A 21,959-nucleotide genomic window follows, 5' to 3' on the forward strand; every position below is an offset into this window, starting at 1 on the left:
CTCCTATTATACCATTTTTAGGCGATTTTTAAAGGTTCAGACAAAGAAAAAGACAGGTCCCATACGGGACCTGTCCTTCCTGTTTTCTTCAAGAAAAGTCTATTTCACATGCTTTTCAAGTTCTTCTTGCGCTTTTTTATTGGATTTTTCTTTTTCTTTCTTCCATTGATCACGCGCTTTGTCGTAGTCTTTAGCCGATACAACCTTGTCTTGAACTTCTAAATACTTATAGTTGAAGGATTGACCCTTGTGGCCTGTCCAAGCAAAGGCTGCAGAGTATGGTACAGTCTTACGAACGACTGGAGAAGCTCCATCTGAATGGATCGGAATCAAGAGGGCACTATCGGTCAACCAAGCTTGAGCGGCAGCATATTTTTCGTAACGCTTGTTCACATCTGTAGTTTCTTTTTGAGCATCCTCAATTAATTGATCGTATTCATCAAAACCAGCTGCTTTTGCGGCCGCATTGTTGGTACCAGCATCGAATCCAAAGTAGGCATTGGCGTTTTCGCCGGATTTACCACTAGTGATATCGATGTAAGAAGATGGGTCCGTATAGTCTGGTCCCCAACCCAAGTTATTGTTCAAATCCCAGTCTTGTTGCGAAGCATTTTCAGCAAAGTAAGTCACCCGTTGCAGATCATCCTCAGAAACCATATTCAGGTCGATGACAATATTTTCTGCTCCCAATGTAGATTCAATCGACTGTTTGAAGGATTGGGCTTGTTTGATTCCTTCCGTATAAGTCGAAGAAGTTGGAAGGTCTAAATGAATTGGGAATTCAACTCCTTGAGACTGCAATTCTGCCTTAGCTTTGGCAAACTCTTCTTTGGCCTTGTTTGGATTGTAGAGGGTGTCTTTTCCATCTGCGACAGAGACCCCTTTCCATTCATCCCCATAAGCTTCTAAGTCTTTTTCTACTGCATCACCAAATTGTTTGCCATCGATTTGGACAAAGTTTGGTGGCGTAAAGGTATTACGGATCACCTTATTGGCACCCGCTTCCCCGTTAGTTTGCGCTACATAAGCCTTGCGGTTGAAGGCAAACATAATAGCTTGACGGAAATCCTTGTTCAAGATTGCTTTCTTGGTAGAGGCCTTTTGAGCATCCGTGGTCTTCTTTGTGATTTCATAGGCCTGACGGTCAATGTTGAAGGAAAGGTTATAGGTTGAGGAACCTTGGTCAGTATAGACGATGTCGTCCTTATGCTTCTTCTCTACACTCTTATAGTTGGAACCATTTGGGAAAACACGGGCAACTGTATAGTCACCGTTATCAAATCCACGAATCAAGGATTCTGAGTCTTGACCATCATAATAGGTCAGTTTGACTTTACTGATCTTGACATTTTCCGCATCCCAGTAGGTTGGATTTTTTTCTAATATCGCAGAAGATTTCGAAGTAATGGATTTGATCAAATAAGGTCCGCAGTAGAGGATACTAGACGGAGAGGTTCCTTGGCCATAGTCATCTCCTTTAGATTTCAGGAATTCTTCGTTAACCGGCATCAAGATCCCCATCGTAGTCTTGGAATTCCAGAAACTTTCTGGTTGGCTCAAGGTATATTGAACGGTGTAATCGTCAATAGCTTTCACACCAACAGTTGAGAAATCAGATGTCTTCCCTGAAACATAATCATCCAAACCTTTGACAGATTTTTGGACCAAGTAAATCGCTTGTGATTTCTTGTCTGCTGCGTGCTTGAGACCTGTGACAAAGTCTTTGGCCTTGACTTCTCCGTATTCTTCCCCTTCAGAAGTCATCCATTTGACCCCTTTACGGAGTTTATAAGTATAGGTCAAGCCATCCTTGGAAACAGTCCAGTCTTTAGCAAGCGATGGGATCAAATTCCCGTACTTGTCCACTTCCAACAAGCCATCTATCGCATTTCCTGTAAACTCGGAAGTCGATTTTTTATTAGAAATCGAATAGTCGAGAGTATCCGGATCCTGGGTATAGACATAGCTAAAAGTCTGTCCGCCGGAACTTCCAGATTTTCCTCCTGAGCAGGCTGCCAGTACACCAGCTGATAAAAGCAGAGCGCTGGTAGCTAAGAGTACCTTCCCTTTGTTCATATAAATCACCTCATTGTAAAAAATGTTATACTCAATTTAAATTATAGCACTTTCTAGGGAAATGTAAACGCTTTTACTGCGAAATTATTCTATTTTTTCTTTATTTTTTCAATTTCTACTTTTTCTAGAATTTTTTCAAGTTGAATCTCTGGCCTGTATGATATAATGGAATCTATGAATTATGGGAGACATTTACACAAACGACTAAAACACAGCCTCTTGTCCCTCCTTGTAGGAGTCTTGACATTAGGCCCTATTTCCACTGCCTTTGCGGACGACATCTACCAGCAAGAAGATGTCATGAAAATCGCAGCTGATGCTGGACTGGTATTGGACGATTTTTACAAGCCTAAGGCTGACATCGTCATCGACGCCAATACTGGAGCTATATTGTACGGAGACAATATCGACACGGTCCGGGACTCAGGAAGCATGGCCAAGCTCATGAGTGCCTATGTGGTCTTTCGGGCCCTCAAGGAAGGCAAGATCAAGTACGATACCGTGGTCACAGCAACAGAGGCAGACCAAGCCATCTCGGAAAACAATCTTTTAAGTAACTCACCTATTGTAGCTGGTGTTGACTACAAAGTATCTGAATTGATCAAGATGCTCTTTGTTCCATCTTCCAGTGCGGCCGTGATTATGCTCGCCAACGCCGTCACTGACAATGATCCCGATAAGTTTTTGGACTTAATGAATCAGTACGCACAAGAAATGGGGATGAGCCATACCAAATGGCACAATCCAAATGGGGCAATGATTTCAGTCCTTCAGGGCTACTACAATCCTCAGCGCTACGATGTCAATGCGAATAACGAAATCACAGCGCGGGACATGTCTATTCTGGCTTATCACATCGTAAACGACCTGCCAGAAATGTTGGAATACACCAAGCAAGCTCACACTACGATCATGGAAGGAACACCCTACGAGCAAAGCTACGATAACTACAATACTTCCCTCGAAGGTGGAAAATTCGCCCTTAAAGGAACAGATGGACTCAAAACTGGATCCAGCCCGACTGCTGACTACAACTACACCGCGACAACCAAGCGGGGTAAACAGCGGATTATCGAAGTCATTTTGGGGGTTGGAAACTACGATGTCGAGATCGCCGAAAGTTACCGCAATCAAATCGGGAATACCTTGGCTGAGAAAATGTTCGCAGACTACCAGTATAAAAAAATCCTTTCTGCAGGCGATCATACCATCGACGGGAAGACAATTCACTTGAAGCAAGACTTCTATGCGACTGTTAAGAAGGGGACGAAGCCAGCGCTAAAACTCGAAAATAACCGCCTAGTCGTCCAAAACGGCTTGCAACAGGTATCTCCAAGCATTAAACCGGGAGTGGCCGTCAGTGAGTCTAAAGCAACGACCTCTAGCAGTAAAAGCAAGGGACTCGATGTTATGTGGCTCTTCTGCTTCTTGCCTGCCGGAATTTTATACCTGATCTTTAAACAAACCGATCCAAAAAGAAGAAAATAGAAAAAGAACTCCCATTACCATAAGGTATGGGAGTTCTTGGTTTGTCGACAAAGCCATCTTAGAAACTTTCCTTAGGTGAGTACGGACGTCAGCGAACTTCGAAGAAGTTCCATGACTTAGTTTTGAGCCTAAGGTCTCAAAACTCCCGAGTGCCTGAAACAATTGTTTTCAGGCACTTTTCTCACGGCGGAAAGTTCCTAAGTATTTTTTAATGAGCCTTAAAAAGTATCTAATTTTAATTTTTTAGGCATCCATTAGTTTGTTTGATGTAAAAAATCAGTTTGTCTACATTATCTGTGAATGACAGATATTGATTTAGTCTAAACCTTGAACATAGGCATCTACTGCTACGATGGCTTGGGCAATATCAGAAGCCTTCACTTCAAATGGCATTTGATGGATGGTTTCTCCTTCGATGGTGGCTTGTTGACCAACTTTGAGAAGATCTTCATAACTTGCAGTTTCAAGATGCATTTCTTTCAGAGTCGTTGGCATACCGATTTGTTGATAGAAACGAATGTATTTGTTCAATTCTTCCTTCGGACGGTTTTCCAAGAACAATTGAACGAGCGTTCCGTAGGCTACTTTTTCACCGTGAGTTAAATGGTGGATGTCCCCAGTAAGGGCTGTAAAGCCATTATGGATGGCATGGGCAGCAGCTAATCCCCCACTTTCAAATCCAATACCACTGAGAAGGGTATTAGCTTCAATAATGTTTTCAAGAGCAGGGGTTACAACTTTGGCTTCACAAGCAGCCATGGCTTGAAGACCGTCTGCAAATAAGGTTTCTTCACAACGTTGTGCAATGGCGACACCCGCTAAGGTTTGTCGTTGACCCAACATGGTTTTTCCATTCGCTTGCATCACCGCACGCGCTTCGACCCAAGTTGCTAGACCATCTGCGATACCAGAAGCGAGCAAGCGTTTTGGTGCTTGAGAGATCACTTTACTATCCACCAAGACTAATTCTGGGTTTTTAGAGTAGAAAATATAGCGCTCAAAGGCACCCTCATCTGTATAGATAACAGATAAGGCGGAAACAGGAGCATCTGTAGAGGCAATGGTAGGGGCAATCACAACTGGTGATTTTAAAAGATCAGCAATAGCTTTAGCACTATCAATGGTCTTTCCTCCACCAAGTCCAATGACCAAATCACAGCCATTTTCTTCTGCCAAACTAACCACACGATTGATTTCGTTATCAGAAGCTTCTCCATTAAAGAAGACTGGCAAAACCGTAAGCCCATTTTGACCAAGGTATTCTTCAAAACGTTTCCCTACGATATCATAAACCACTGAATCACATAGTAAAACAGGGTGAGTCCCTAATTCTGAAATAGATTGCGCATTTTCAAACAAGGCATTTTCCCCTTGAATGTAACGTGACGGACTTGCAAAATTTCTCATAGTCTGCTCCTTTAAAATTTATTTAGTTCACACCCATAGTAGCATTTATTTCTATGAAATTCAAAGAATTATACAAGGCTCCAATCAATTAAATTTATCTGTTCACGCAGTCATTGGAAGCGTTTCATTTTCATTTGATGAATCTTATTATCAAAAATCCCCAAAGCTAGTTTCAGTAGATTGAAACTTGGCTTTTGGGATTTTTATTTTTTTACAAGCATTGAGAAAATCAATCAATGGCTTAACTGAAGTCGAGACTACTTCCTTTGATCAACGAAACGAGTATCGCGAAATTGAACTCGCCCTAAAAGCGTCGAGAAAAAGAGAGATTGCCTGGTGGGCATGGCCCACATGGTCAAGAAAATCAATCAATGGCTTAACTGAAGTCGAGACTACTTCCTTTGATCAACAAAACTAGTATCGCGAAATTGAACTCGCCCTAAAAGCGTCGAGAAAAAGAGAGATTGCCTGGTGGGCATGGCCCACATGGTCAATCTCCTATTTTCTTCTCGCTTTTTTTACGGGCTTAGTATCTTGATTTACCAAATGATCACACGGTCTTCTGGTGCGCGCCACATGCCGTCGCCTTCTTTGACATCAAAGGTTTCAAAGAATTCGTCAAAGTTTGGTAATTGGACATTGGTGCGGAGTTTTCCTGGTGCGTGGACATCGACACTTGCGAGGAGTTGCATGTACTCTGTCCGAGCTTTCATGCGCCAGATGCGAGCAAAGTTGGTGAAGAATTCTTCTGCTGAGAAATCTTCCTCTTTCTTAGCGGCTTCAAGGGCTGCAGCGATACCACCGAGGTCTGCTACGTTTTCAGAAACGGTCAATTTCCCATTGATCTTGGCACCGTAAGAGTCTTGACCTTCGAACTGATCGATGACTTTTTGTGTGCGAGCGGTAAAGGCTTCGTAATCTTCTGGCTTCCACCAGTCTTTCAAGCTACCGTGCTCGTCAAAGGAAGCTCCATTGGTGTCAAAGGCGTGGGAGATTTCATGGGCAATGACTGCACCGATTCCGCCGTAGTTGGCTGATGATGATTGGTGAAGGTCATAGAAAGGTGCTTGTAAAATCGCTGCTGGGAAGACGATTTGGTTTTGTTGCGGATCATAGTAGGCATTGACCAGGTGGGCTGGCATGTGCCATTCGCTCCGATCAACTGGTTGGTTCCACTTGCTCCAAGTATGGGCAACGGAAATTTCGTAAAGGGCTTGAGCATTTTCCACCAAGGTCTTGCTTTCGTCGATGATCTTTTTGGCGTATGTTTCTGGTAATTTTTCAGGGTAGCCGATATGTGGTGTGATGACATTGAGTTTGACAATGGCTTTTTCACGAGTTTCAGGAGCGAGCCAGTCTGCTTTTTCTAAGCGCTCCTTATAGACGTCAATCATGGTCGCTACTTTATGCTCTACGTCTGCTTTTGCTTCTGGTGAGAATTTTTCGCCCGCATACCAGAGTCCAAGCGCTTGGCTATATGGTACTTCTGCTAATGACAAGGCCGCCTTTTCTTTTGGACGAGGTTCTGGAACACCTGCAATCGTACGACTATATTCACCAGCCAAGACACGGATTTCTTCGGTCAAGAATAAAGTCCAATCTACGGCTGCACCGAGTTTCAATCTTGCATGAATAGTTTCCCAGTTGGCTGCTGAATAGAATGTTGGTGCGAATTCCTTCCAGAAACGCTCTTCTGGAACGATGATTTTATCCGGAGTTTGTCCGATCACTTCTGTAAAGAAAGTATCGAGTGGCAATTCTGGAACCAAGGCCTTGAAATCTGCCCACTCATAAGGATGGTAGAGTTTGTTGTACTCGGATCTTTCTTCATTTGACAAGATATATTTGGCCAATTCTGCATCCGACGCAATGACCTTATCCAGGATATCTTTGATTTCTGCCTCTGAGAATTCAAATTTAGGTAAGAGTTTTTCCATCATTTGGCGCCAGATAGCCAGCAATTCTGGTCCTTTTTCGTTGCCTTCTTCATAGTAGGTCGTATCTGGCAAGATATGAGCCGGCGCTTCTCCCCACAAGACATTCATTTGAGCATTCATATAGTCTGGTGACACGCTAAATGGCATGAGATTTGGTTTGCCAGCTAGTTCATAGGTACCCAACTTGCTGGTATAGTCTTCAAAAGAAGACAGAGCCTTAATTTCATTGATCAAAGGCATAGCTGGAGCGACACCGGCTGCTTCTCGCGCATCAAAATCTGCCACCATTTTGTGGTATTTGACGAAGTTTTGCAGAATGCTGTCTTCAGGCAGCTCTTCTCCCCGTTGCCATTTTCCAGTGATATCCAACATCAAGTTTTCGATATCTTGGATCAAGTCCATAAAACCACCAGTTGACGGTTTGTCATCAGGAATCACAGCTGTCTCAGCCCATTCCCCATTGACGTAATCATAAAAATCATCTTGTAAACGTACCATGATCTTCTCGCTTTCATTCTTTTCTAATAACCTTATCAAAAATAGGAACTTTTTTCAATGATTACAAGTAAGTTAATCTAAATCATTTTAAAAATTAACTTGACTTAATTTTTTTATTTATGTATATTAATAGTAAAGGAGCAAAATCATGATTCAAATTGAACATCTAAGTGTTGCTTACCAGCAAACACTGGCCTTGGAGGATCTTTCCCTCACCATCCAGGGTCCAACCATCCTAGGCATTCTTGGACCCAACGGAGCTGGAAAATCAACCCTGATCAAGGCCATGCTAGGACTTCTCCCTCATTCGGGAAAGGTCCTGCTCGATCAAAAAGATCTCGGCCAAGCTCTTCAACGAGTGGCCTACGTCGAACAGAAATCCGCAATTGATTTCCACTTCCCCATCACGGTGCGGGAGTGTGTCTCACTGGGTCTTTATCCCCACCTTTCTATCTTCAAGAGAAAAAGCAAAGAAGATCTCCAAAAAGTGGAAAATGCCTTGAAACTTGTCAATCTTCTTGATCTAGCGGATCGCCAGATCGGCCAGCTTTCAGGAGGGCAATTCCAACGGGTGCTGATCGCCCGCTGCTTGGTCCAAGAAGCGGATGTCATTTTTTTGGATGAGCCCTTCGCAGGGATTGACTCCGTCAGCGAAGACATTATCATGCAGACCCTTCAGACCTTGAAACAAGAAGGCAAGACCATCCTGATCGTCCATCACGATCTCAGCAAGGTCCCAGCTTATTTCGACCAGGTCCTCCTTCTCCATCGCAAGCTGATCGCTTTTGGGAAAACAGAGGAAACCTTTACCAAGGAGAATCTGCATGCAGCCTACGGGCATGAACTCTTTATAGGAGGTGGAGTCGGATGATTACAGAATTTATTGATGGATTACAGCAATTCCACTTCTTACAGAATGCCCTGATCACAGCCATTGCCATCGGTATTGTCGCTGGAGCTGTCGGATGCTTCATTATTTTGCGAGGCATGTCTCTCATGGGAGATGCTATCTCGCACGCAGTCCTTCCAGGGGTGGCCCTGTCCTTTATCCTTGGCATCAATTTCTTTATTGGCGCCATTGTCTTTGGACTTTTAGCTTCTATCCTCATCACCTATATCAAGAGCAACTCCATTATCAAAAGCGACACCGCGATTGGGATTACCTTCTCTTCTTTCCTCGCCTTAGGAGTCATTCTGATTGGAGTCGCTAAAAGTTCCACCGACCTCTTCCACATTCTCTTTGGGAATATCTTGGCTGTGCAAGACCAAGATATGTGGATGACCATCGGTGTTGGGGTGGCAGTCTTACTGGTGATTTTCCTGCTCTTTCGCCCCTTGCTTCTTACTTCTTTTGATCCCGTTCTGGCTCAATCCATGGGCGTCCGGGTCAAGGTCTACCACTACCTGCTCATGGTGCTCTTGACCTTGGTTTCTGTCACTGCTATGCAAAGTGTCGGAACCATTCTCATCGTCGCCATGCTCATCACACCCGCTGCGACAGCCTATCTCTATACCAATAGCCTCTGGTCCATGATGCTCTTGTCCTCCAGCCTAGGTGCTCTTGCATCCGTTCTGGGACTCTTTATTGGCTATAGTTTGAACATCGCCGTTGGGTCTTGTATTGTCCTCACTTCTGCCCTCTTCTTTCTCATCAGCTTTTTTATCGCTCCTAAGCAGAGAAAGAACAAGCACGCTCTTTCGTCTCATTAAAGGAGAAACACATGAAAAAAATCGCTTCTATCCTCGCCCTCTTTGTAGCACTCTTATTCGGTCTTCTAGCCTGTAGCAAAGGCTCTTCTTCTGGAGCTTCTGGTAAATTGAAAGTGGTCACCACCAATTCAATCCTTGCAGATATAACTAAAAATATTGCTGAGGATAAGATCGATCTGCACAGTATCGTTCCTGTCGGCAAAGATCCTCACGAGTACGAACCGCTTCCAGAAGATGTCAAAAAGACTTCGCAAGCAGACCTCATCTTCTACAACGGGATCAACCTCGAAACCGGTGGCAATGCTTGGTTTACTAAATTGGTCAAAAATGCCAATAAAGTTGAAAACAAAGACTATTTCGCAGCTAGCGACGGAGTCGACGTCATCTACTTGGAAGGCCAAAACCAAGCTGGAAAAGAAGACCCTCACGCTTGGCTCAATCTCGAAAACGGGATCCTCTACGCTAAAAACATTGCCAAACAATTGATCGCAAAAGATCCCAAAAATAAGGACTTCTACGAAAAAAATCTAGCAGCCTATACTGAAAAACTTAGTAAGCTCGACCAAGAAGCCAAACAAAAATTCAACAATATCCCAGAAGAGAAGAAGATGATTGTAACCAGTGAAGGCTGCTTCAAGTACTTCTCCAAAGCCTACGGCGTCCCATCTGCCTATATCTGGGAAATCAATACGGAAGAAGAAGGGACACCTGACCAAATCAAAACGCTGGTAGAAAAGCTCCGGCAAACCAAAGTACCGGCCCTCTTTGTCGAATCCAGTGTCGATGAGCGTCCTATGAAAACTGTGTCTAAGGATACCAATATCCCGATCTATGCAAAGATCTTCACTGACTCGATTGCCAAAGAAGGAGAAAAGGGCGATAGCTACTACAGCATGATGAAGTGGAACTTAGACAAGATCGCAGAAGGATTGAGTCAGTAGACCATTCAGATTTCTAAACAAATCAGTGGTCCCTCCACCGGTATTGCGGTACAATAAAAACAAAAAAGGAGTCTTTTTATGGCAACATTTTTAGGAAACCCTGTGACCTTTACCGGATCTCAACTTCAAGTAGGGGAAATGGCCCATGATTTTTCATTGATCACTCCAGCTCTTGAGAAGAAATCTTTAGCTGATTTCGCTGGCAAGAAAAAAGTCCTCAGCATCATCCCATCTATTGACACTGGTATCTGTTCCACTCAAACACGTCACTTCAACAAGACCTTGTCGGACTTGGACGACACTGTCGTCTTGACGGTCTCTGTCGACCTTCCTTTTGCTCAAGGTAAATGGTGCGCTGCTGAAGGACTCGACAATGCTATCATGCTCTCAGACTACTATGATCATTCCTTCGGGAAAGCCTACGGCCTCTTGATCAATGAATGGCACTTGCTCGCACGCGCTGTCTTGGTCTTAGATGCAGACAACAAGGTGACTTACGTTGAATACCTAGACAACATCAACAGCGAACCCAATTATGACGCTGCAATCGAAGCTGTCAAAGCACTTGGATAAACATAAAAAGAGGTCTGCGACCTCTTTTCTATATCTACAAAATCTGTTCAGAACCTTTCCTTTAGTGAGTACGGACGTCAGCGAACTTCTAGGAAGTTCCATGACTTAGTTTTGAACCTAACGTTTCAAAACTCCCGAGTACTTGAAACAACCATGTTTCAAGCACTTTTCTCACAGCGGAAAGGCCCATCACCTGATAGATCAGCTCTAAGAACTTAACTGTTTTAACTTCTTTTAAGAATCTCTTAGGCTATTTTATGTAAAATAACAGTTCTATCGTTGCTATAAAATCCGATGGAGCCCATTCTGGAGGAGGACCCGCCAGCGTAAGCGAGGGATGCCTCTGAGGAAACTTCGCACGCGCTTTGCTACTTGTTGCTTATAGCTCTTGCCTCCTTGTGCAAAAACTCCTTTTCGACTCCAATAACCTTGCTCTCCGCGGTCATTCTTCGGGGCTAGATAGCGAACACCTTGGCGATAAAGGACCTGCTTACGAAAGGCTGGGTCCCACGCTTTGACGGGGTCAATATCTAAGTCCTTATGGGTCCGGCCCCTAGCCAACCCGTAGTTAAAACTGGCACCATTGACAATGCCATTTTCAGAAATTTCTACTGGATCGACTTCATTGAGGAAATGCCCAGCTTGGTCGAAAATATACTCCGTATGGAAATTTAACAAGACTTTGAAATTGACTTGTTGTGATGCCCCTGATGGATAATGAAGGTGACCATCTGGCCTTAGGGAGACCTTGTTGTGAAGACGAGCAGCCGCATAAGCATCCACCCTGACAGCTATAGTCTCCTGTAGGTAAGCTTGTAAGGCCTCTTCGTCAGTCTGTCCAGCTCTCGCATTATGTATCCGAATCCATTGCGCCTGGTAACTTGAAAGTAGGTAGCGCAACTGGTGAACCTGGCGTTTCAAAAGCTGATCTCCCGACTGATCTGCTAAAGGATCATTTTCAAATGCGACCTGCACGACGCGTGAAAAAGCCTTCCAAAAGTCGGATCCTGGCGGACAATCTGGAGCCATCCTACTCAGAAGAAAGGCTGTTTCTTCACAAGTTCCAGACAAGTCACTCGGCATCAGGAGAATTTTCATGACGCCCCTCAGCAAGTCTTGGGCAGCAGTCTCCGTTAGATCCTTGATCTCTTGAAACCACATGTTTTGAAACAGAGGACTGGCAAAGAAAAAGACAGACTGATATTGTTCTTGGTAGGCTTGTGGATCTTTGTATCCCTGCAAGTGCTTCTCTAGATAGGCTAAACTATTTTCTCTCCAGCCTAGTCTCGCTAATTCCCGTCTGTTCATAGTGCCGTCCTTTCTATGTTTCTATACTACCATCTTTTGGAGCTTGAGACAATTCTCATTACTCCACTAGCGTTTTTGATGATTTTTTTGATATACTAGAAGTGAGCGAAGAAAAGAGGAAAGCATGACACCAAACAAAGAAGATTACCTCAAGTGCATTTATGAAATTGGCACAGAAGTAGAAAAAATTAGCAACAAGGAAATCGCGAGTCGCATGCAGGTCTCTCCACCCGCTGTGACCGAGATGATTAAGCGCATGATCTCAGAGGGTCTCTTGGTGAAGGATAAGACCCATGGGTATCTACTAACGGATCTAGGATCGCAGTTGGTCTCTGATCTCTACCGCAAGCACCGCTTGATCGAAGTATTTCTTCTGGAAAAACTTGACTATACAACTGAAGAAGTCCATGAAGAGGCAGAAGTTCTCGAGCATACCGTTTCTGAACATTTCATTGACCAGCTGGATCACATGCTTGGAACTCCTAAGACCTGCCCTCACGGTGGGACAATTCCAAAGAAAGGCGAAAGGCTTGTCGAAGCCTACCAAGACCGTCTCAGCGAAGCGACCCAACCTGGTCTGTATATTCTGCAAAGGGTCCATGACACCTATGAATTGTTAAAATTCTTAGACCAGATCCATCTCCAGATTGGGGATACTATCGCGTTTCAACGATATGATGACTACACAGGTCTCTATCACTTAGTCATCCAAGGACAAGAAATTTCTATCAACCAAGTGATCGCCCAACAACTCTATATCGAAAAACATGCAGTCTAAACCGACTGCATGTTTTCTTACTTATGGATTTTTTGTATCTAACAAAATCGTCACTGGACCATCATTGATCAATTCAATCGCCATATCGGCCCCAAAGATCCCTCGTTTGACAGGGACTTCTTTTTCTAATTGATCATTAAAGGCATCATATAACTGACTGGCCATATCTGGCTTGGCAGCCCCTGTAAAAGCAGGACGGTTGCCTTTTTTGGTATCCGCAAAGAGGGTAAATTGAGAGATCGACAAGATTTCCCCTTGGACATCTTTGACCGAAAGATTCATCTTATCTTCCTCATCTGAGAAAATCCGCATCTGCGATACCTTGCGGACCGCATAATCCAAATCCTTCTGGTCATCCTCAGGCCCCACTCCCACTAGGAGCAACAAGCCTTGCTGGATCGCATTGTAGACTTGACCATCAATGGAAACTGAGGCACTCTTAACCCGTTGAATCACTAATTTCATTTTACTATCCTATTTTATAAATCTATTGGGCATTCACTACTAACCTTCAAAGAACATCAACTTCAGACAAAGCAGTGAGACGCAGGCAGACTAGCTGAAAAGCAACGGCTGTTCAGTTGCTTTTAGAGCAAGGCAGCAAGGCGAGCTAACCAACTAATAAAAGAATTCTGACCATGTTCTTACTTACTTCAAAGAAAATCGACATCAGGCAAGGCAGTGAGACGCAGGCAGACTAGCTGAAAACTAAAGGCTGTTCAGTTGCTTTTAGAGCAAGGCAGCGAGACGAAGACAGTACTGAAGTACGGCGAGACGAGCTAACCAAGCAATAAAAGAGTTCTGAGCAGCCGACTAGCCGTTGGTACGCTTAACAGAGTACACCTCCGGCACACTCTTAATCTTATCCACAACCGTTGTCAACATAGACAGGTTTGGAATTCCAAAGGAAATGTGGATATTGGCAAATTTCATATCTTTGGTTGGTTGGGCATTGACGGTTGATACCATCTTAGCTGTATTAGAGAGGACTTGTAGTACATCGTTCAGAAGTCCGGCACGGTTGAGTCCATATATATCGATGTGGGCGATGTAGTCTTTGGTCGTGTTGTTGTCTTCCCACTCGACATCGATCAAGCGTTGCTCGTAGTTGTCTTGAGCTCGGAGATTCATACAGTCCTGACGGTGAATCGCAACACCGCGTCCTTTGGTGATGTAGCCGACGATTTCATCACCTGGAACTGGATTACAACACTTAGCAATCCGAATCAAGAGTCCCGAAGCTCCTTGGATGACCACGCCACCCTCGTGACGGACCTTGAGGGTGTCTTTTTTATTTTCAACCTTGACCTCGCCACCTTTGACCAGCTCTTCTGCTTCTGCGCGTGCCTTAGCCCGTTCTTCTTCCCGGCGTTCATCCTCCGTCAAGCGGTTAAAGATGGTAATAGCTCCGATCTCTCCAAAACCAATCGCCGCAAACAAGGCTTCTTCTGTCTTGTAACTTGATTTTTGTAGCACTTTGTCCATGTGCTTTTTGTCCATGAACTTATTGGCTACCAAGTCATGCTCATGGAATTGGGCCATCAAGAGGTCACGACCCCGGTTAATCGACAATTCCTTATCTTGATTTTTAAAGAATTGACGAATCTTGTTGCGCGCCTTGCTGGTTTTGACAAGGGTCAGCCAGTCACGGCTCGGACCAAAGGAGTTGGCATTGGTGATAATCTCCACCTGGTCTCCCGTCCGAAGTTTGGTATTGAGGGGCACCATCCGGCCGTTGACCTTGGCACCAATCGCTTTTTCCCCAACCTTGGTGTGGATTTCATAGGCAAAATCGATCGGTCCGGAATCTTTCGGAAGCGAGCGCACGGTTCCATCTGGTGTGAAGACGTAAATTTCTTCTGCCAGGATGTCTTCTTTTACATTTTCAACAAATTCTTTGGCATCACCTGACTGGTCTTGGAGTTCCATCATCTCCTTGATCCAGTTCATCCCAATAGCCGATTCCTTGCTGTTGACTTGGCCCTTGATCCCTTTTTTATAGGCCCAGTGAGCCGCAACCCCATACTCAGCAACCTCGTGCATTTCCTTGGTTCGGATCTGGAACTCAATCGGTCCTTTAGGGCCGTATACAGTCGTATGGATGGACTGATAACCATTGGCCTTCCGGTTGGCAATATAGTCCTTAAAACGCCCCGGCATTGGCTTCCAGAGCTCATGGATGTAGCCTAGCATGGCATAGACATCACTTGGGGTATCCAGGATACAGCGGATGGCAATCAAGTCATAGATTTCATCAAAGCGTTTCTTTTTATCCTGCATTTTGCGATAGATCGAATAGATATGCTTTGGTCGACCATAAATTTTCCCATGCAAATGGCGTTCCCCAGCATAGGTCTCAATCTTGTGGACAACCTCTTCCACCAACTCTTCTCGCTCGCGACGTTTTTCCTTCATCATATGGGAGATCTTGTAGAATTCGACTTCATTCAGATAACGGAAGGACAAATCCTCAAGCTCCCACTTAACGCTGGAAATCCCGAGACGGTGGGCCAGTGGTGCATAGATTTCCATGGTCTCACGCGAAATGCGTTCTTGCTTATCCTTGCGCAAATGCTTGAGGGTACGCATATTATGCAAGCGGTCTGCCAATTTGACCAAAATAACACGGATATCTTGAGACATAGCCATGAGCATCTTGCGATGGTTTTCCGCCAACTGCTCTTCATGGGACTTGTACTTGACCTTCCCGAGCTTGGTCACCCCATCGACAATCACGCGCACATCATGACCAAATTCGCGCTCTAAATCATCTAAAGTCGCATCCGTATCTTCTACGACATCATGCAAAAAGCCACAGGCGACCGTCACAGCATCCAGTTTCAGCTTAGCAAGGATTCCTGCTACTTGAATTGGGTGAATGATATAAGGCTCGCCAGACTGACGGAATTGCCCATTATGGCAATCAACAGCATAGACCAAAGCCTTTTGCACAAAAGCAACATCTTCAGGTGATAAATATTTTTTTGTAAGGGCAACGACTTGGTCCCCTGTTAAATTCTCTTCTTTCGGCATGTATTTTCTCCAGTTTCTTGGATACTATTTTAACACTTTTAGAAGCAGATGGGAACCAATGAAGCTACTTTAATATACGGATACTTCTCGAAGATCATTCTGGGATCCACCTTGCTTTCATCATTCTTGTAAAAAAACTAACGAAGCGATTTCTTCACTTCGTTAGTTCATTAATTCTGTAACAACACTCACGGCGCTGAGAGCATAGAGTGGGGCTGTTTCTGCTCGTAGGATGCGAGGCCCAAGTCCTGCAAGGACTGCTCCTTTAGCTGTAAAACTTTCAATTTCTGCAGGGGAGAGGCCTCCCTCTGGCCCAAAGATAAAGAGCAGTTTAGCTCCAGTTTCCAATCCGGTCAGCGACTGAAGTAAAGCTGCCACCTCACCTTCTTTAGCTGACTCTTCATAAGCCACCACGATCCGGTCAAACTGGTCGAACTGAGCCAGAAAGTCTGCCTTTTTCTCAAAAAGGGTAATGCTTGGGACCAAATTCCGCTTGCTTTGCTCGGCTGCTCCAAGGGCAATTTTTTCTAGTTTTTCGACCTTTTTACCCAATTTCTTGCCGTCCCACTTGGCGACTGACCAGCCTGCAGGGAAGGCCCAAATCTGGCTGGCACCGAGTTCCGTTACTTTCTGAGTGATGAACTCCAGCTTGTCTCCCTTGGGAAAGCCTGATGCAATGGTCACTTGGACTGGCAGTTCCACATTGTCAACTAATTCCTCGATTAGCTCCAACTGACGGGATTCTACATTGACCACGCGCGCCAAGCGCTTGATCCCATCATCAAAAACTAAAGTCACCTCATCATCTTCTTTTAAGCGCATAACCTGAAACATGTGCTTGCTGGTTTCCTTGTCCTCGATAGTGACAGGTGAGCTAGCCAAACCTTTTACAAAATACTGCTGCATGCTAGCCTCCAATCACACCGGAGACATCCTTGGTCTTCTTGAAGACACAGGCATTCCATTCCCCTTGGATCATGTGGGTTTCAAGGAAAAATCCAGCCGACTCAGCCGACTCACGCACCATGTCCCACTTGTCCTTGATAATGCCACTCATGATCAGGTAACCTTCGTCCTTGACCAAACGATAAGCATCATCTGTCAGATGGATAAGAATATCCGCCAAGATGTTTGCCACGATGACATCTGCCTCAATCTCCACGCCTTTCAGCAAATCGCCTGGAGCTACATGGATGTTTTCCATGCCCGGGTTGAGCTCAATATTTTCCTGAGCGACACGAACCGCCACATCATCCAAGTCATAGGCAAAGATTTCCTTGGCACCCAGAAGAGAGCTAGCAATGGAAAGGACACCTGAACCAGTTCCTACATCGAGCACTGTCTCCCCACCACGGAGAACCTGCTCTAAGGCAAAGAGGCTCATCTTGGTTGTTGGGTGAGTTCCTGTTCCAAAGGCCATACCAGGATCTAGCTTGATAATCTTCTCGCCAGCAGTTGCCTCATAGTCTGTCCATGATGGCACGATGGTCAAGTCATGAGTGATACGAGCTGGTTCATAGTATTTCTTCCAGTTGTCGGCCCAGTCTTCCTCAGCCAAGGCAGTCGTGCCCATCTTGACCTCTCCTAGATCCATAAAATCCGTCAATTCTGCTAAGCGAGCCTGCAAGTCCGCTTCAACCGCTGCTACATCAACCGTTTCCGGGTAGTAGGCGGTCACCACGATTTCTTCTTGCTGCTCGACATCAGGAAAAATCTCACCAAAGCGGTCGACATTTCCCACATAATCCATGCTGTCTTCGATTGCTACCCCTTGGGCGCCTAACTCGATCAAGAGGTTGGAGACTAGTTCCTCACCCTCACGCTTCACTGTAACTTTTAACTCTTGCCATGTTTCCATTTGATTCTCCTTAACAATCCATTGTTTCTTCTAATTCTTTTAAAGTCTTACCGTCCTTATTTTTCCAATCCGTTCGACCATTCGTATTCATGCCTAGTACAAAAGCGGCTGCGTAAGATGGACTGGAGAACAGTTGTTTTTCTTGTAAAACACCATCTTTAATCACATTTGATTTGATTAATTCCTTACGCAATTCTTTTAGACTTGCTGGTATTGCGGGTGAATCAACCTCATCCACTTGACTGCCTTCTAAAACAACAAAACCTTCCGAAGTCTGTTCGCAGATAGCTTCAATCATTCGATTTGATTTCTTTGTTTTTCGCTTCAAATAGAGATGAGTTGAATTTTCATTAGAAACATTCTGATCTGTTTTCTTGGTCATAGGAACAAACACTCGGTACCCTAAGGTTCCTACAATCATCAAAGTATTTTCTACAACCTCATCCAACTCAGACTGCTTTTCTTCTGTTACATTCCCAGAATTGGGCTCATTCCCATTTTTGACAATAAAGCGCCCCGCGTCCTTTGCTAGTTGTGTAAATTTATTTTCCAAGTAACTAATTTCTGTGGGACCAAAGGAAATATTCTGCGTCGTCAAAATAATCACATCATTAAAATAATCTGCATGGTTATCACGAGTATGTTCCTGAACACGTAAAAGGACACCTTCACCATTTTTGCGATTCGTCGCCTGCCCAATATAGGTAACATCCTTTTGCTTATTTTCATCACGACCAAATAAGAAATAAATGCCACTTTGCTTCATTTCGTCACGTGATTTTAAATCTGATAATTGAATGCGTGGAATTTTATAGATCACACCTGTCCAATTGGACAAGGTACATTTGATTATACCAGTAACTTCTCCATCCATGAGAAACATGTTGATATTTTTACTACGCTTCATCCTAATTTCTTCTCCACATAATCTCTCACCCGTTCTTGCAATTGAGGAACCACTCGATCTGAAATTAAAAACTCTTCAAAGCTCACTAACTTATAGCCCTGTCCCTCATCTCCAAAGTCAATGTGTTCAAACTCTTCTTGGGCTAGATTGCCAACTAGAAAAACGAACTGTTTCTTCTCATCCAAGATGCCAGGATAGATCTCGGACCATATCACTTCCTCTTTCGACAGTTGAATATTCAATTCCTCATAAACCTCACGCGCCACACACTCAAAAGGTGTCTCATTTCCTTCCCGACCACCACCTGGCAAGTCCCACATATTGGGGTAAGGAATCGTTTCTTTATCATCGCGCAAGATGGTCAAAATTTGCCCCTCACAAATCAAGGCAATTTTACAACCCGTAAATTCGAATCGTGCTTCTAAGCAATCCTCAAGCATGAGCTTCCCCTCCTAATATCTCGGATAGGGATAAAAGGTGCTTTCTTCTAGGCCAATCTTGCCTTCTTCAAAGACTTCTTGGTTCCAGACGATCTCAAAGCTCTCTGCCTCCTCGTCTGCTAAGAAATCCATGAGTTCATCCAAGGCCAACTCAGCTGTATCCCGAAGGAAAGTCGCAAAATAGGCTAGAAATTCACGAGACAAGCCTTTTTTAGGCTCATAAGGAATCGCCGTTAAATAGGCATCTTCTTCCACATGCGACTTGGCTGGATTGTAGAAGATGACGGCTTCTTCAAAGAAAATATCCTCATCAGATTCTTCACCCGCTTCATCAACCAGTGCAACCCCTCCCGTATTCTGTGCTTCCAAGAGAAAAGCCACTTCTACCGCATGGTTTTTTTTATCCCAATTGATCTCAAAATCAAAAGGAAAGTCCTTTTCCATCTCCTCTTCTAAAATATCCAAAAATCCATATTTAGACATGGCGTCCTCTTTCTAATTTCCCACTCTTAGAGCGGAATATGATACAATAGTTACTACAATCTTACCATAAAAACCGCCTCTTTGAAAGGAGACAAAGCTAGAAAGGAGAAGGAAATGCCCGACAATCTCGCACTCCGTATGCGCCCACGGACGATCGATCAAGTCATCGGTCAACAACACCTGGTCGGAGAAGGCAAAATCATCCGCCGCATGGTCGAAGCCAATCGTCTGTCCTCCATGATTCTCTATGGACCTCCGGGGATCGGAAAGACCAGTATTGCTTCTGCCATCGCAGGAACGACCAAGTATGCCTTTCGGACCTTCAATGCAACGGTTGACAGCAAAAAACGCCTCCAAGAAATCGCAGAGGAGGCCAAATTTTCTGGTGGCTTAGTCCTGCTTTTGGATGAGATCCATCGCCTTGATAAAACCAAGCAAGATTTTCTCCTGCCTTTGCTCGAAAGCGGTCTGGTCATCATGATCGGTGCAACGACAGAAAATCCCTTTTTCTCTGTCACACCCGCTATTCGTAGCCGCGTACAAATCTTTGAGCTGGAACCGTTGACGACGGAGGAGGTCAAGCAAGCTCTAAAAACGGCGCTAGATGATACCGAGCGTGGCTTTGATTTTCCAGTCGTACTCGATGAGGACGCTTTGGATTTCATCGCTACCTCGACCAATGGAGATCTTCGTTCCGCCTTTAATTCTCTCGATCTGGCTGTGCTGTCGACCTCTGAAAATGCAGAAGGCATCCGCCATATTACGTTAGAGATCATGGAAAACAGCCTCCAGCGTAGCTACATCACCATGGACAAAGATGGAGACGGCCACTACGATGTGCTCTCTGCCCTGCAAAAGTCTATCCGTGGTTCAGATGTCGATGCTAGTCTTCACTACGCCGCTCGTTTGATCGAAGCTGGAGATCTACCCAGCCTAGCTCGTCGCTTGACCGTCATCGCTTATGAGGATATCGGCCTGGCCAATCCAGATGCGCAGATCCATACCGTAACAGCCCTTCAGGCAGCGGAGCGTATCGGCTTTCCTGAGGCCCGCATTCTCATCGCCAACATCGTCATCGATCTAGCCCTTTCGCCTAAATCTAACTCAGCTTACGTTGCCATGGACAAGGCCCTGTCTGATCTGAGGACATCTGGCAACCTTCCCATCCCTCGCCACCTCCGCGATGGTCATTATGCTGGAAGTAAGGAACTGGGAAATGCGCAAAACTATAAATATCCTCACAACTACCCTGGCAACTGGGTCAAGCAGGACTACCTGCCAGACAAGCTCAAACACGCTTCCTACTTTATTCCCAATGAAAACGGCAAGTATGAGCGTGCTCTCGGAGCCACCAAGGAGAAGATTGATCAATTTAAGAAAAAGTGACATCGGTTTCAAAAAATTGAGATTTTCCCTTGAAATATTTTCAAAATGTGGTATCATATACATATAGAAACGCTGTGGTGTACGACTTCACACTTAAGTGTTGACCGACTATTTTTTGTATTATTAGGGAAACAAAAGACTTCTGGCAGTATGCAGGCCGTTTCACGCGGAAGCAGCTAAGTCAGAGCGAGTTGCCCACCTGCTTAATTGCGCGGGTTCAATACAAATCGTGAAGTTTCGGCACCAATACAGCTTTTTATATTTGCCTCCTTAGCTCAGTTGGTAGAGCAGTAGACTCTTAATCTATGGGTCACAGGTTCGAGCCCTGTAGGGGGCATCCAATAATTCAACAGGAAGCCTGATATATCAGGCTTTTTTGCTTGTCTATAACTGATTTGCCCCATCATTTGCCCCACATTTTTTTATGAGCAATCTTTCCAGACATCTCTGACTACGAAAAACAAAAAAGCTATCCTACCTTTGCAAATTTAGATAAGATAGCAGAATATTTTAATGCAACTCCAACTCAACTTTTTGGAACAAGTAAGGAGATTGAATTAGAAAAGAGTGTTCTTGAATCGAATGAATACTCTGATAAAGTAAGTGAGATCTTAAAGGCTGTCAAATACATCGAACATTTTCTAGAAACTGATGGACAGTACTTAGAGGATTTACTTTACCTAACAAGAGGCAACCAACTATACACAGAAGATGGAGATGAGTTGTATATTGATCCAACTTCTCAGAAAAGAACATTTCATAACCAATATGAACCTGGTTTTATTGTAGCAAGAGATAAATCCCCACTAGAACTCTTAATTGAAAATAAGGACCTATTAGATTAAAAAAGCGAGGATATGTACTGATCCCAAAAGTTAGACAGAAAAAAATCTAACTTTTGGGATCAGTACATTTTCAACTCTCTTATTTATTTTCTTATCTCACATAATTACTTCACATGTCCAGGCTCATCAAATTCATTTTTTTCAATAACATATGCCACATTTGCATCCTTATTGATCAAAGAACATATATCTATTATATTACAAAAAGCTCTCTGACCGCAAAATTCCGTTAATTTACTACCTTATTCCTACTTTCTATTTTCTATTTTACTTTTCTGATAAATAAGATTA

The 21,959-nt window shown here is 44.2% G+C and carries 20 protein-coding genes, 1 tRNA gene and 1 other RNA gene; 11 read left to right on the forward strand and 11 right to left on the reverse strand.

Translation table 11 applies throughout. The annotated features are described in order from the left end of the window. Nucleotides 1–99 precede the first annotated feature (99 nt). Nucleotides 100–2,076 carry a peptide ABC transporter substrate-binding protein gene (locus SM122_RS06010; protein ID WP_324737876.1) on the reverse strand — a complete coding sequence of 659 codons (1,977 nt, stop codon included), beginning with the start codon at nt 2,074–2,076 and terminating at the stop codon, nt 100–102. Nucleotides 2,077–2,241: 165 nt separating this feature from the next. Here SM122_RS06010 and SM122_RS06015 point away from each other — a divergent pair, with 165 nt between their 5' ends. Continuing rightward, nucleotides 2,242–3,564, forward strand: coding sequence for a DUF1958 domain-containing protein (locus SM122_RS06015; RefSeq protein WP_324737877.1), 1,323 nt, complete (start codon nt 2,242–2,244; stop codon nt 3,562–3,564). Between the two features lie 315 nt (nt 3,565–3,879). Here the strand turns inward: SM122_RS06015 and SM122_RS06020 are convergent, their stop codons facing one another. Next, nucleotides 3,880–4,971: a glycerol dehydrogenase gene (locus tag SM122_RS06020; protein ID WP_070594751.1), complete on the reverse strand. Its 1,092-nt coding sequence runs from the start codon at nt 4,969–4,971 to the stop codon at nt 3,880–3,882. A gap of 187 nt (nt 4,972–5,158) precedes the next feature. Here SM122_RS06020 and SM122_RS06025 point away from each other — a divergent pair, with 187 nt between their 5' ends. Next, complete coding sequence (locus SM122_RS06025; protein WP_324737878.1) at nt 5,159–5,389, forward strand: hypothetical protein; 231 nt, start codon at nt 5,159–5,161, stop codon at nt 5,387–5,389. Between the two features lie 121 nt (nt 5,390–5,510). On the opposite strand, the gene SM122_RS06030 is transcribed toward SM122_RS06025, so the two are convergent. Next, nucleotides 5,511–7,406, reverse strand: a complete 1,896-nt coding sequence (locus tag SM122_RS06030; protein WP_324737879.1) for a M13 family metallopeptidase — start codon at nt 7,404–7,406, stop codon at nt 5,511–5,513. 148 nt (nt 7,407–7,554) lie between these two features. Here SM122_RS06030 and SM122_RS06035 point away from each other — a divergent pair, with 148 nt between their 5' ends. From SM122_RS06035 to tpx, 4 genes are all read left to right on the forward strand, one after another. Next, the gene (locus SM122_RS06035; RefSeq protein ID WP_195487389.1) at nt 7,555–8,277 is read left to right on the forward strand and encodes a metal ABC transporter ATP-binding protein; all 723 of its coding nucleotides are present in this window, start codon (nt 7,555–7,557) and stop codon (nt 8,275–8,277) included. Then, nucleotides 8,274–9,116: a metal ABC transporter permease gene (locus SM122_RS06040; protein WP_324737880.1), complete on the forward strand. Its 843-nt coding sequence runs from the start codon at nt 8,274–8,276 to the stop codon at nt 9,114–9,116. Before SM122_RS06035 ends, SM122_RS06040 begins: the two co-directional genes overlap by 4 nt. A gap of 11 nt (nt 9,117–9,127) precedes the next feature. Further along, a complete protein-coding gene (gene fimA / locus SM122_RS06045) occupies nt 9,128–10,057 on the forward strand; it encodes a metal ABC transporter substrate-binding lipoprotein/fibrin-binding adhesin FimA (protein WP_324737881.1) in 930 nt (309 codons plus the stop codon). 78 nt (nt 10,058–10,135) lie between these two features. After that, nucleotides 10,136–10,630, forward strand: coding sequence for a thiol peroxidase (gene tpx, locus SM122_RS06050; RefSeq protein ID WP_324737882.1), 495 nt, complete (start codon nt 10,136–10,138; stop codon nt 10,628–10,630). A gap of 282 nt (nt 10,631–10,912) precedes the next feature. On the opposite strand, the gene SM122_RS06055 is transcribed toward tpx, so the two are convergent. After that, entirely contained in the window at nt 10,913–11,938 is a 1,026-nt protein-coding gene (locus SM122_RS06055; RefSeq protein WP_324737883.1) for a DUF3114 domain-containing protein, read from the reverse strand. 124 nt (nt 11,939–12,062) lie between these two features. Here SM122_RS06055 and SM122_RS06060 point away from each other — a divergent pair, with 124 nt between their 5' ends. Next, nucleotides 12,063–12,716, forward strand: coding sequence for a metal-dependent transcriptional regulator (locus SM122_RS06060; RefSeq protein ID WP_155168078.1), 654 nt, complete (start codon nt 12,063–12,065; stop codon nt 12,714–12,716). A 21-nt stretch (nt 12,717–12,737) separates the two neighbouring features. Here the strand turns inward: SM122_RS06060 and dtd are convergent, their stop codons facing one another. From dtd to SM122_RS06095, 7 genes are all read right to left on the reverse strand, one after another. After that, on the reverse strand, nt 12,738–13,181 hold the full coding sequence (gene dtd, locus SM122_RS06065) for a D-aminoacyl-tRNA deacylase (RefSeq protein WP_003004672.1): 444 nt from the start codon (nt 13,179–13,181) through the stop codon (nt 12,738–12,740). A gap of 348 nt (nt 13,182–13,529) precedes the next feature. After that, nucleotides 13,530–15,749: a RelA/SpoT family protein gene (locus SM122_RS06070; RefSeq protein ID WP_003013723.1), complete on the reverse strand. Its 2,220-nt coding sequence runs from the start codon at nt 15,747–15,749 to the stop codon at nt 13,530–13,532. Between the two features lie 162 nt (nt 15,750–15,911). Then, complete coding sequence (locus tag SM122_RS06075) at nt 15,912–16,655, reverse strand: 16S rRNA (uracil(1498)-N(3))-methyltransferase (RefSeq protein ID WP_324737884.1); 744 nt, start codon at nt 16,653–16,655, stop codon at nt 15,912–15,914. Nucleotide 16,656: 1 nt separating this feature from the next. Continuing rightward, nucleotides 16,657–17,607 (reverse strand): 50S ribosomal protein L11 methyltransferase, encoded by a 951-nt coding sequence (gene prmA / locus SM122_RS06080; RefSeq protein ID WP_070505334.1) that lies wholly within the window; start codon nt 17,605–17,607, stop codon nt 16,657–16,659. A gap of 10 nt (nt 17,608–17,617) precedes the next feature. Then, nucleotides 17,618–18,514, reverse strand: a complete 897-nt coding sequence (locus SM122_RS06085; protein ID WP_049482800.1) for a GIY-YIG nuclease family protein — start codon at nt 18,512–18,514, stop codon at nt 17,618–17,620. Further along, nucleotides 18,511–18,954 (reverse strand): NUDIX hydrolase, encoded by a 444-nt coding sequence (locus SM122_RS06090; RefSeq protein WP_049482801.1) that lies wholly within the window; start codon nt 18,952–18,954, stop codon nt 18,511–18,513. The genes SM122_RS06085 and SM122_RS06090 overlap by 4 nt, the downstream gene beginning before the upstream one ends. A 12-nt stretch (nt 18,955–18,966) precedes the next feature. Continuing rightward, nucleotides 18,967–19,437, reverse strand: coding sequence for a DUF3013 family protein (locus tag SM122_RS06095; RefSeq protein WP_324737885.1), 471 nt, complete (start codon nt 19,435–19,437; stop codon nt 18,967–18,969). 114 nt (nt 19,438–19,551) lie between these two features. On the opposite strand from SM122_RS06095, the gene SM122_RS06100 reads away from it, so the two are divergent. The 4 genes from SM122_RS06100 to SM122_RS06115 all read left to right on the forward strand — a co-directional run bounded on the left by SM122_RS06100 (nt 19,552) and on the right by SM122_RS06115 (nt 21,668). Continuing rightward, nucleotides 19,552–20,823: a replication-associated recombination protein A gene (locus tag SM122_RS06100; protein WP_324737886.1), complete on the forward strand. Its 1,272-nt coding sequence runs from the start codon at nt 19,552–19,554 to the stop codon at nt 20,821–20,823. 66 nt (nt 20,824–20,889) lie between these two features. Beyond that, a non-coding RNA gene (gene ssrS / locus SM122_RS06105) (6S RNA) lies at nt 20,890–21,082 on the forward strand. Nucleotides 21,083–21,087: 5 nt separating this feature from the next. Next, nucleotides 21,088–21,160: transfer RNA gene (locus tag SM122_RS06110), tRNA-Lys, on the forward strand. A gap of 94 nt (nt 21,161–21,254) precedes the next feature. Next, entirely contained in the window at nt 21,255–21,668 is a 414-nt protein-coding gene (locus SM122_RS06115) for a helix-turn-helix domain-containing protein (protein ID WP_081103087.1), read from the forward strand. The last annotated feature ends 291 nt before the right edge of the window (nt 21,669–21,959 follow it).

The organism is Streptococcus gingivalis (assembly GCF_035544715.1).
GTDB classification, from domain to species: domain Bacteria; phylum Bacillota; class Bacilli; order Lactobacillales; family Streptococcaceae; genus Streptococcus; species Streptococcus gingivalis.

Coding starts and splice junctions, on each gene's coding strand:
- SM122_RS06010 (WP_324737876.1), bottom strand. CDS start 2,076: ATGAACAAAGGGAAGGTACTCTTAGCTACCAGCGCTCTGCTTTTATCA.
- SM122_RS06015 (WP_324737877.1), top strand. CDS start 2,242: ATGGAATCTATGAATTATGGGAGACATTTACACAAACGACTAAAACAC.
- SM122_RS06020 (WP_070594751.1), bottom strand. CDS start 4,971: ATGAGAAATTTTGCAAGTCCGTCACGTTACATTCAAGGGGAAAATGCC.
- SM122_RS06030 (WP_324737879.1), bottom strand. CDS start 7,406: ATGGTACGTTTACAAGATGATTTTTATGATTACGTCAATGGGGAATGG.
- SM122_RS06035 (WP_195487389.1), top strand. CDS start 7,555: ATGATTCAAATTGAACATCTAAGTGTTGCTTACCAGCAAACACTGGCC.
- SM122_RS06040 (WP_324737880.1), top strand. CDS start 8,274: ATGATTACAGAATTTATTGATGGATTACAGCAATTCCACTTCTTACAG.
- fimA (WP_324737881.1), top strand. CDS start 9,128: ATGAAAAAAATCGCTTCTATCCTCGCCCTCTTTGTAGCACTCTTATTC.
- tpx (WP_324737882.1), top strand. CDS start 10,136: ATGGCAACATTTTTAGGAAACCCTGTGACCTTTACCGGATCTCAACTT.
- SM122_RS06055 (WP_324737883.1), bottom strand. CDS start 11,938: ATGAACAGACGGGAATTAGCGAGACTAGGCTGGAGAGAAAATAGTTTA.
- SM122_RS06060 (WP_155168078.1), top strand. CDS start 12,063: ATGACACCAAACAAAGAAGATTACCTCAAGTGCATTTATGAAATTGGC.
- dtd (WP_003004672.1), bottom strand. CDS start 13,181: ATGAAATTAGTGATTCAACGGGTTAAGAGTGCCTCAGTTTCCATTGAT.
- SM122_RS06070 (WP_003013723.1), bottom strand. CDS start 15,749: ATGCCGAAAGAAGAGAATTTAACAGGGGACCAAGTCGTTGCCCTTACA.
- SM122_RS06075 (WP_324737884.1), bottom strand. CDS start 16,655: ATGCAGCAGTATTTTGTAAAAGGTTTGGCTAGCTCACCTGTCACTATC.
- prmA (WP_070505334.1), bottom strand. CDS start 17,607: ATGGAAACATGGCAAGAGTTAAAAGTTACAGTGAAGCGTGAGGGTGAG.
- SM122_RS06085 (WP_049482800.1), bottom strand. CDS start 18,514: ATGAAGCGTAGTAAAAATATCAACATGTTTCTCATGGATGGAGAAGTT.
- SM122_RS06090 (WP_049482801.1), bottom strand. CDS start 18,954: ATGCTTGAGGATTGCTTAGAAGCACGATTCGAATTTACGGGTTGTAAA.
- SM122_RS06095 (WP_324737885.1), bottom strand. CDS start 19,437: ATGTCTAAATATGGATTTTTGGATATTTTAGAAGAGGAGATGGAAAAG.
- SM122_RS06100 (WP_324737886.1), top strand. CDS start 19,552: ATGCCCGACAATCTCGCACTCCGTATGCGCCCACGGACGATCGATCAA.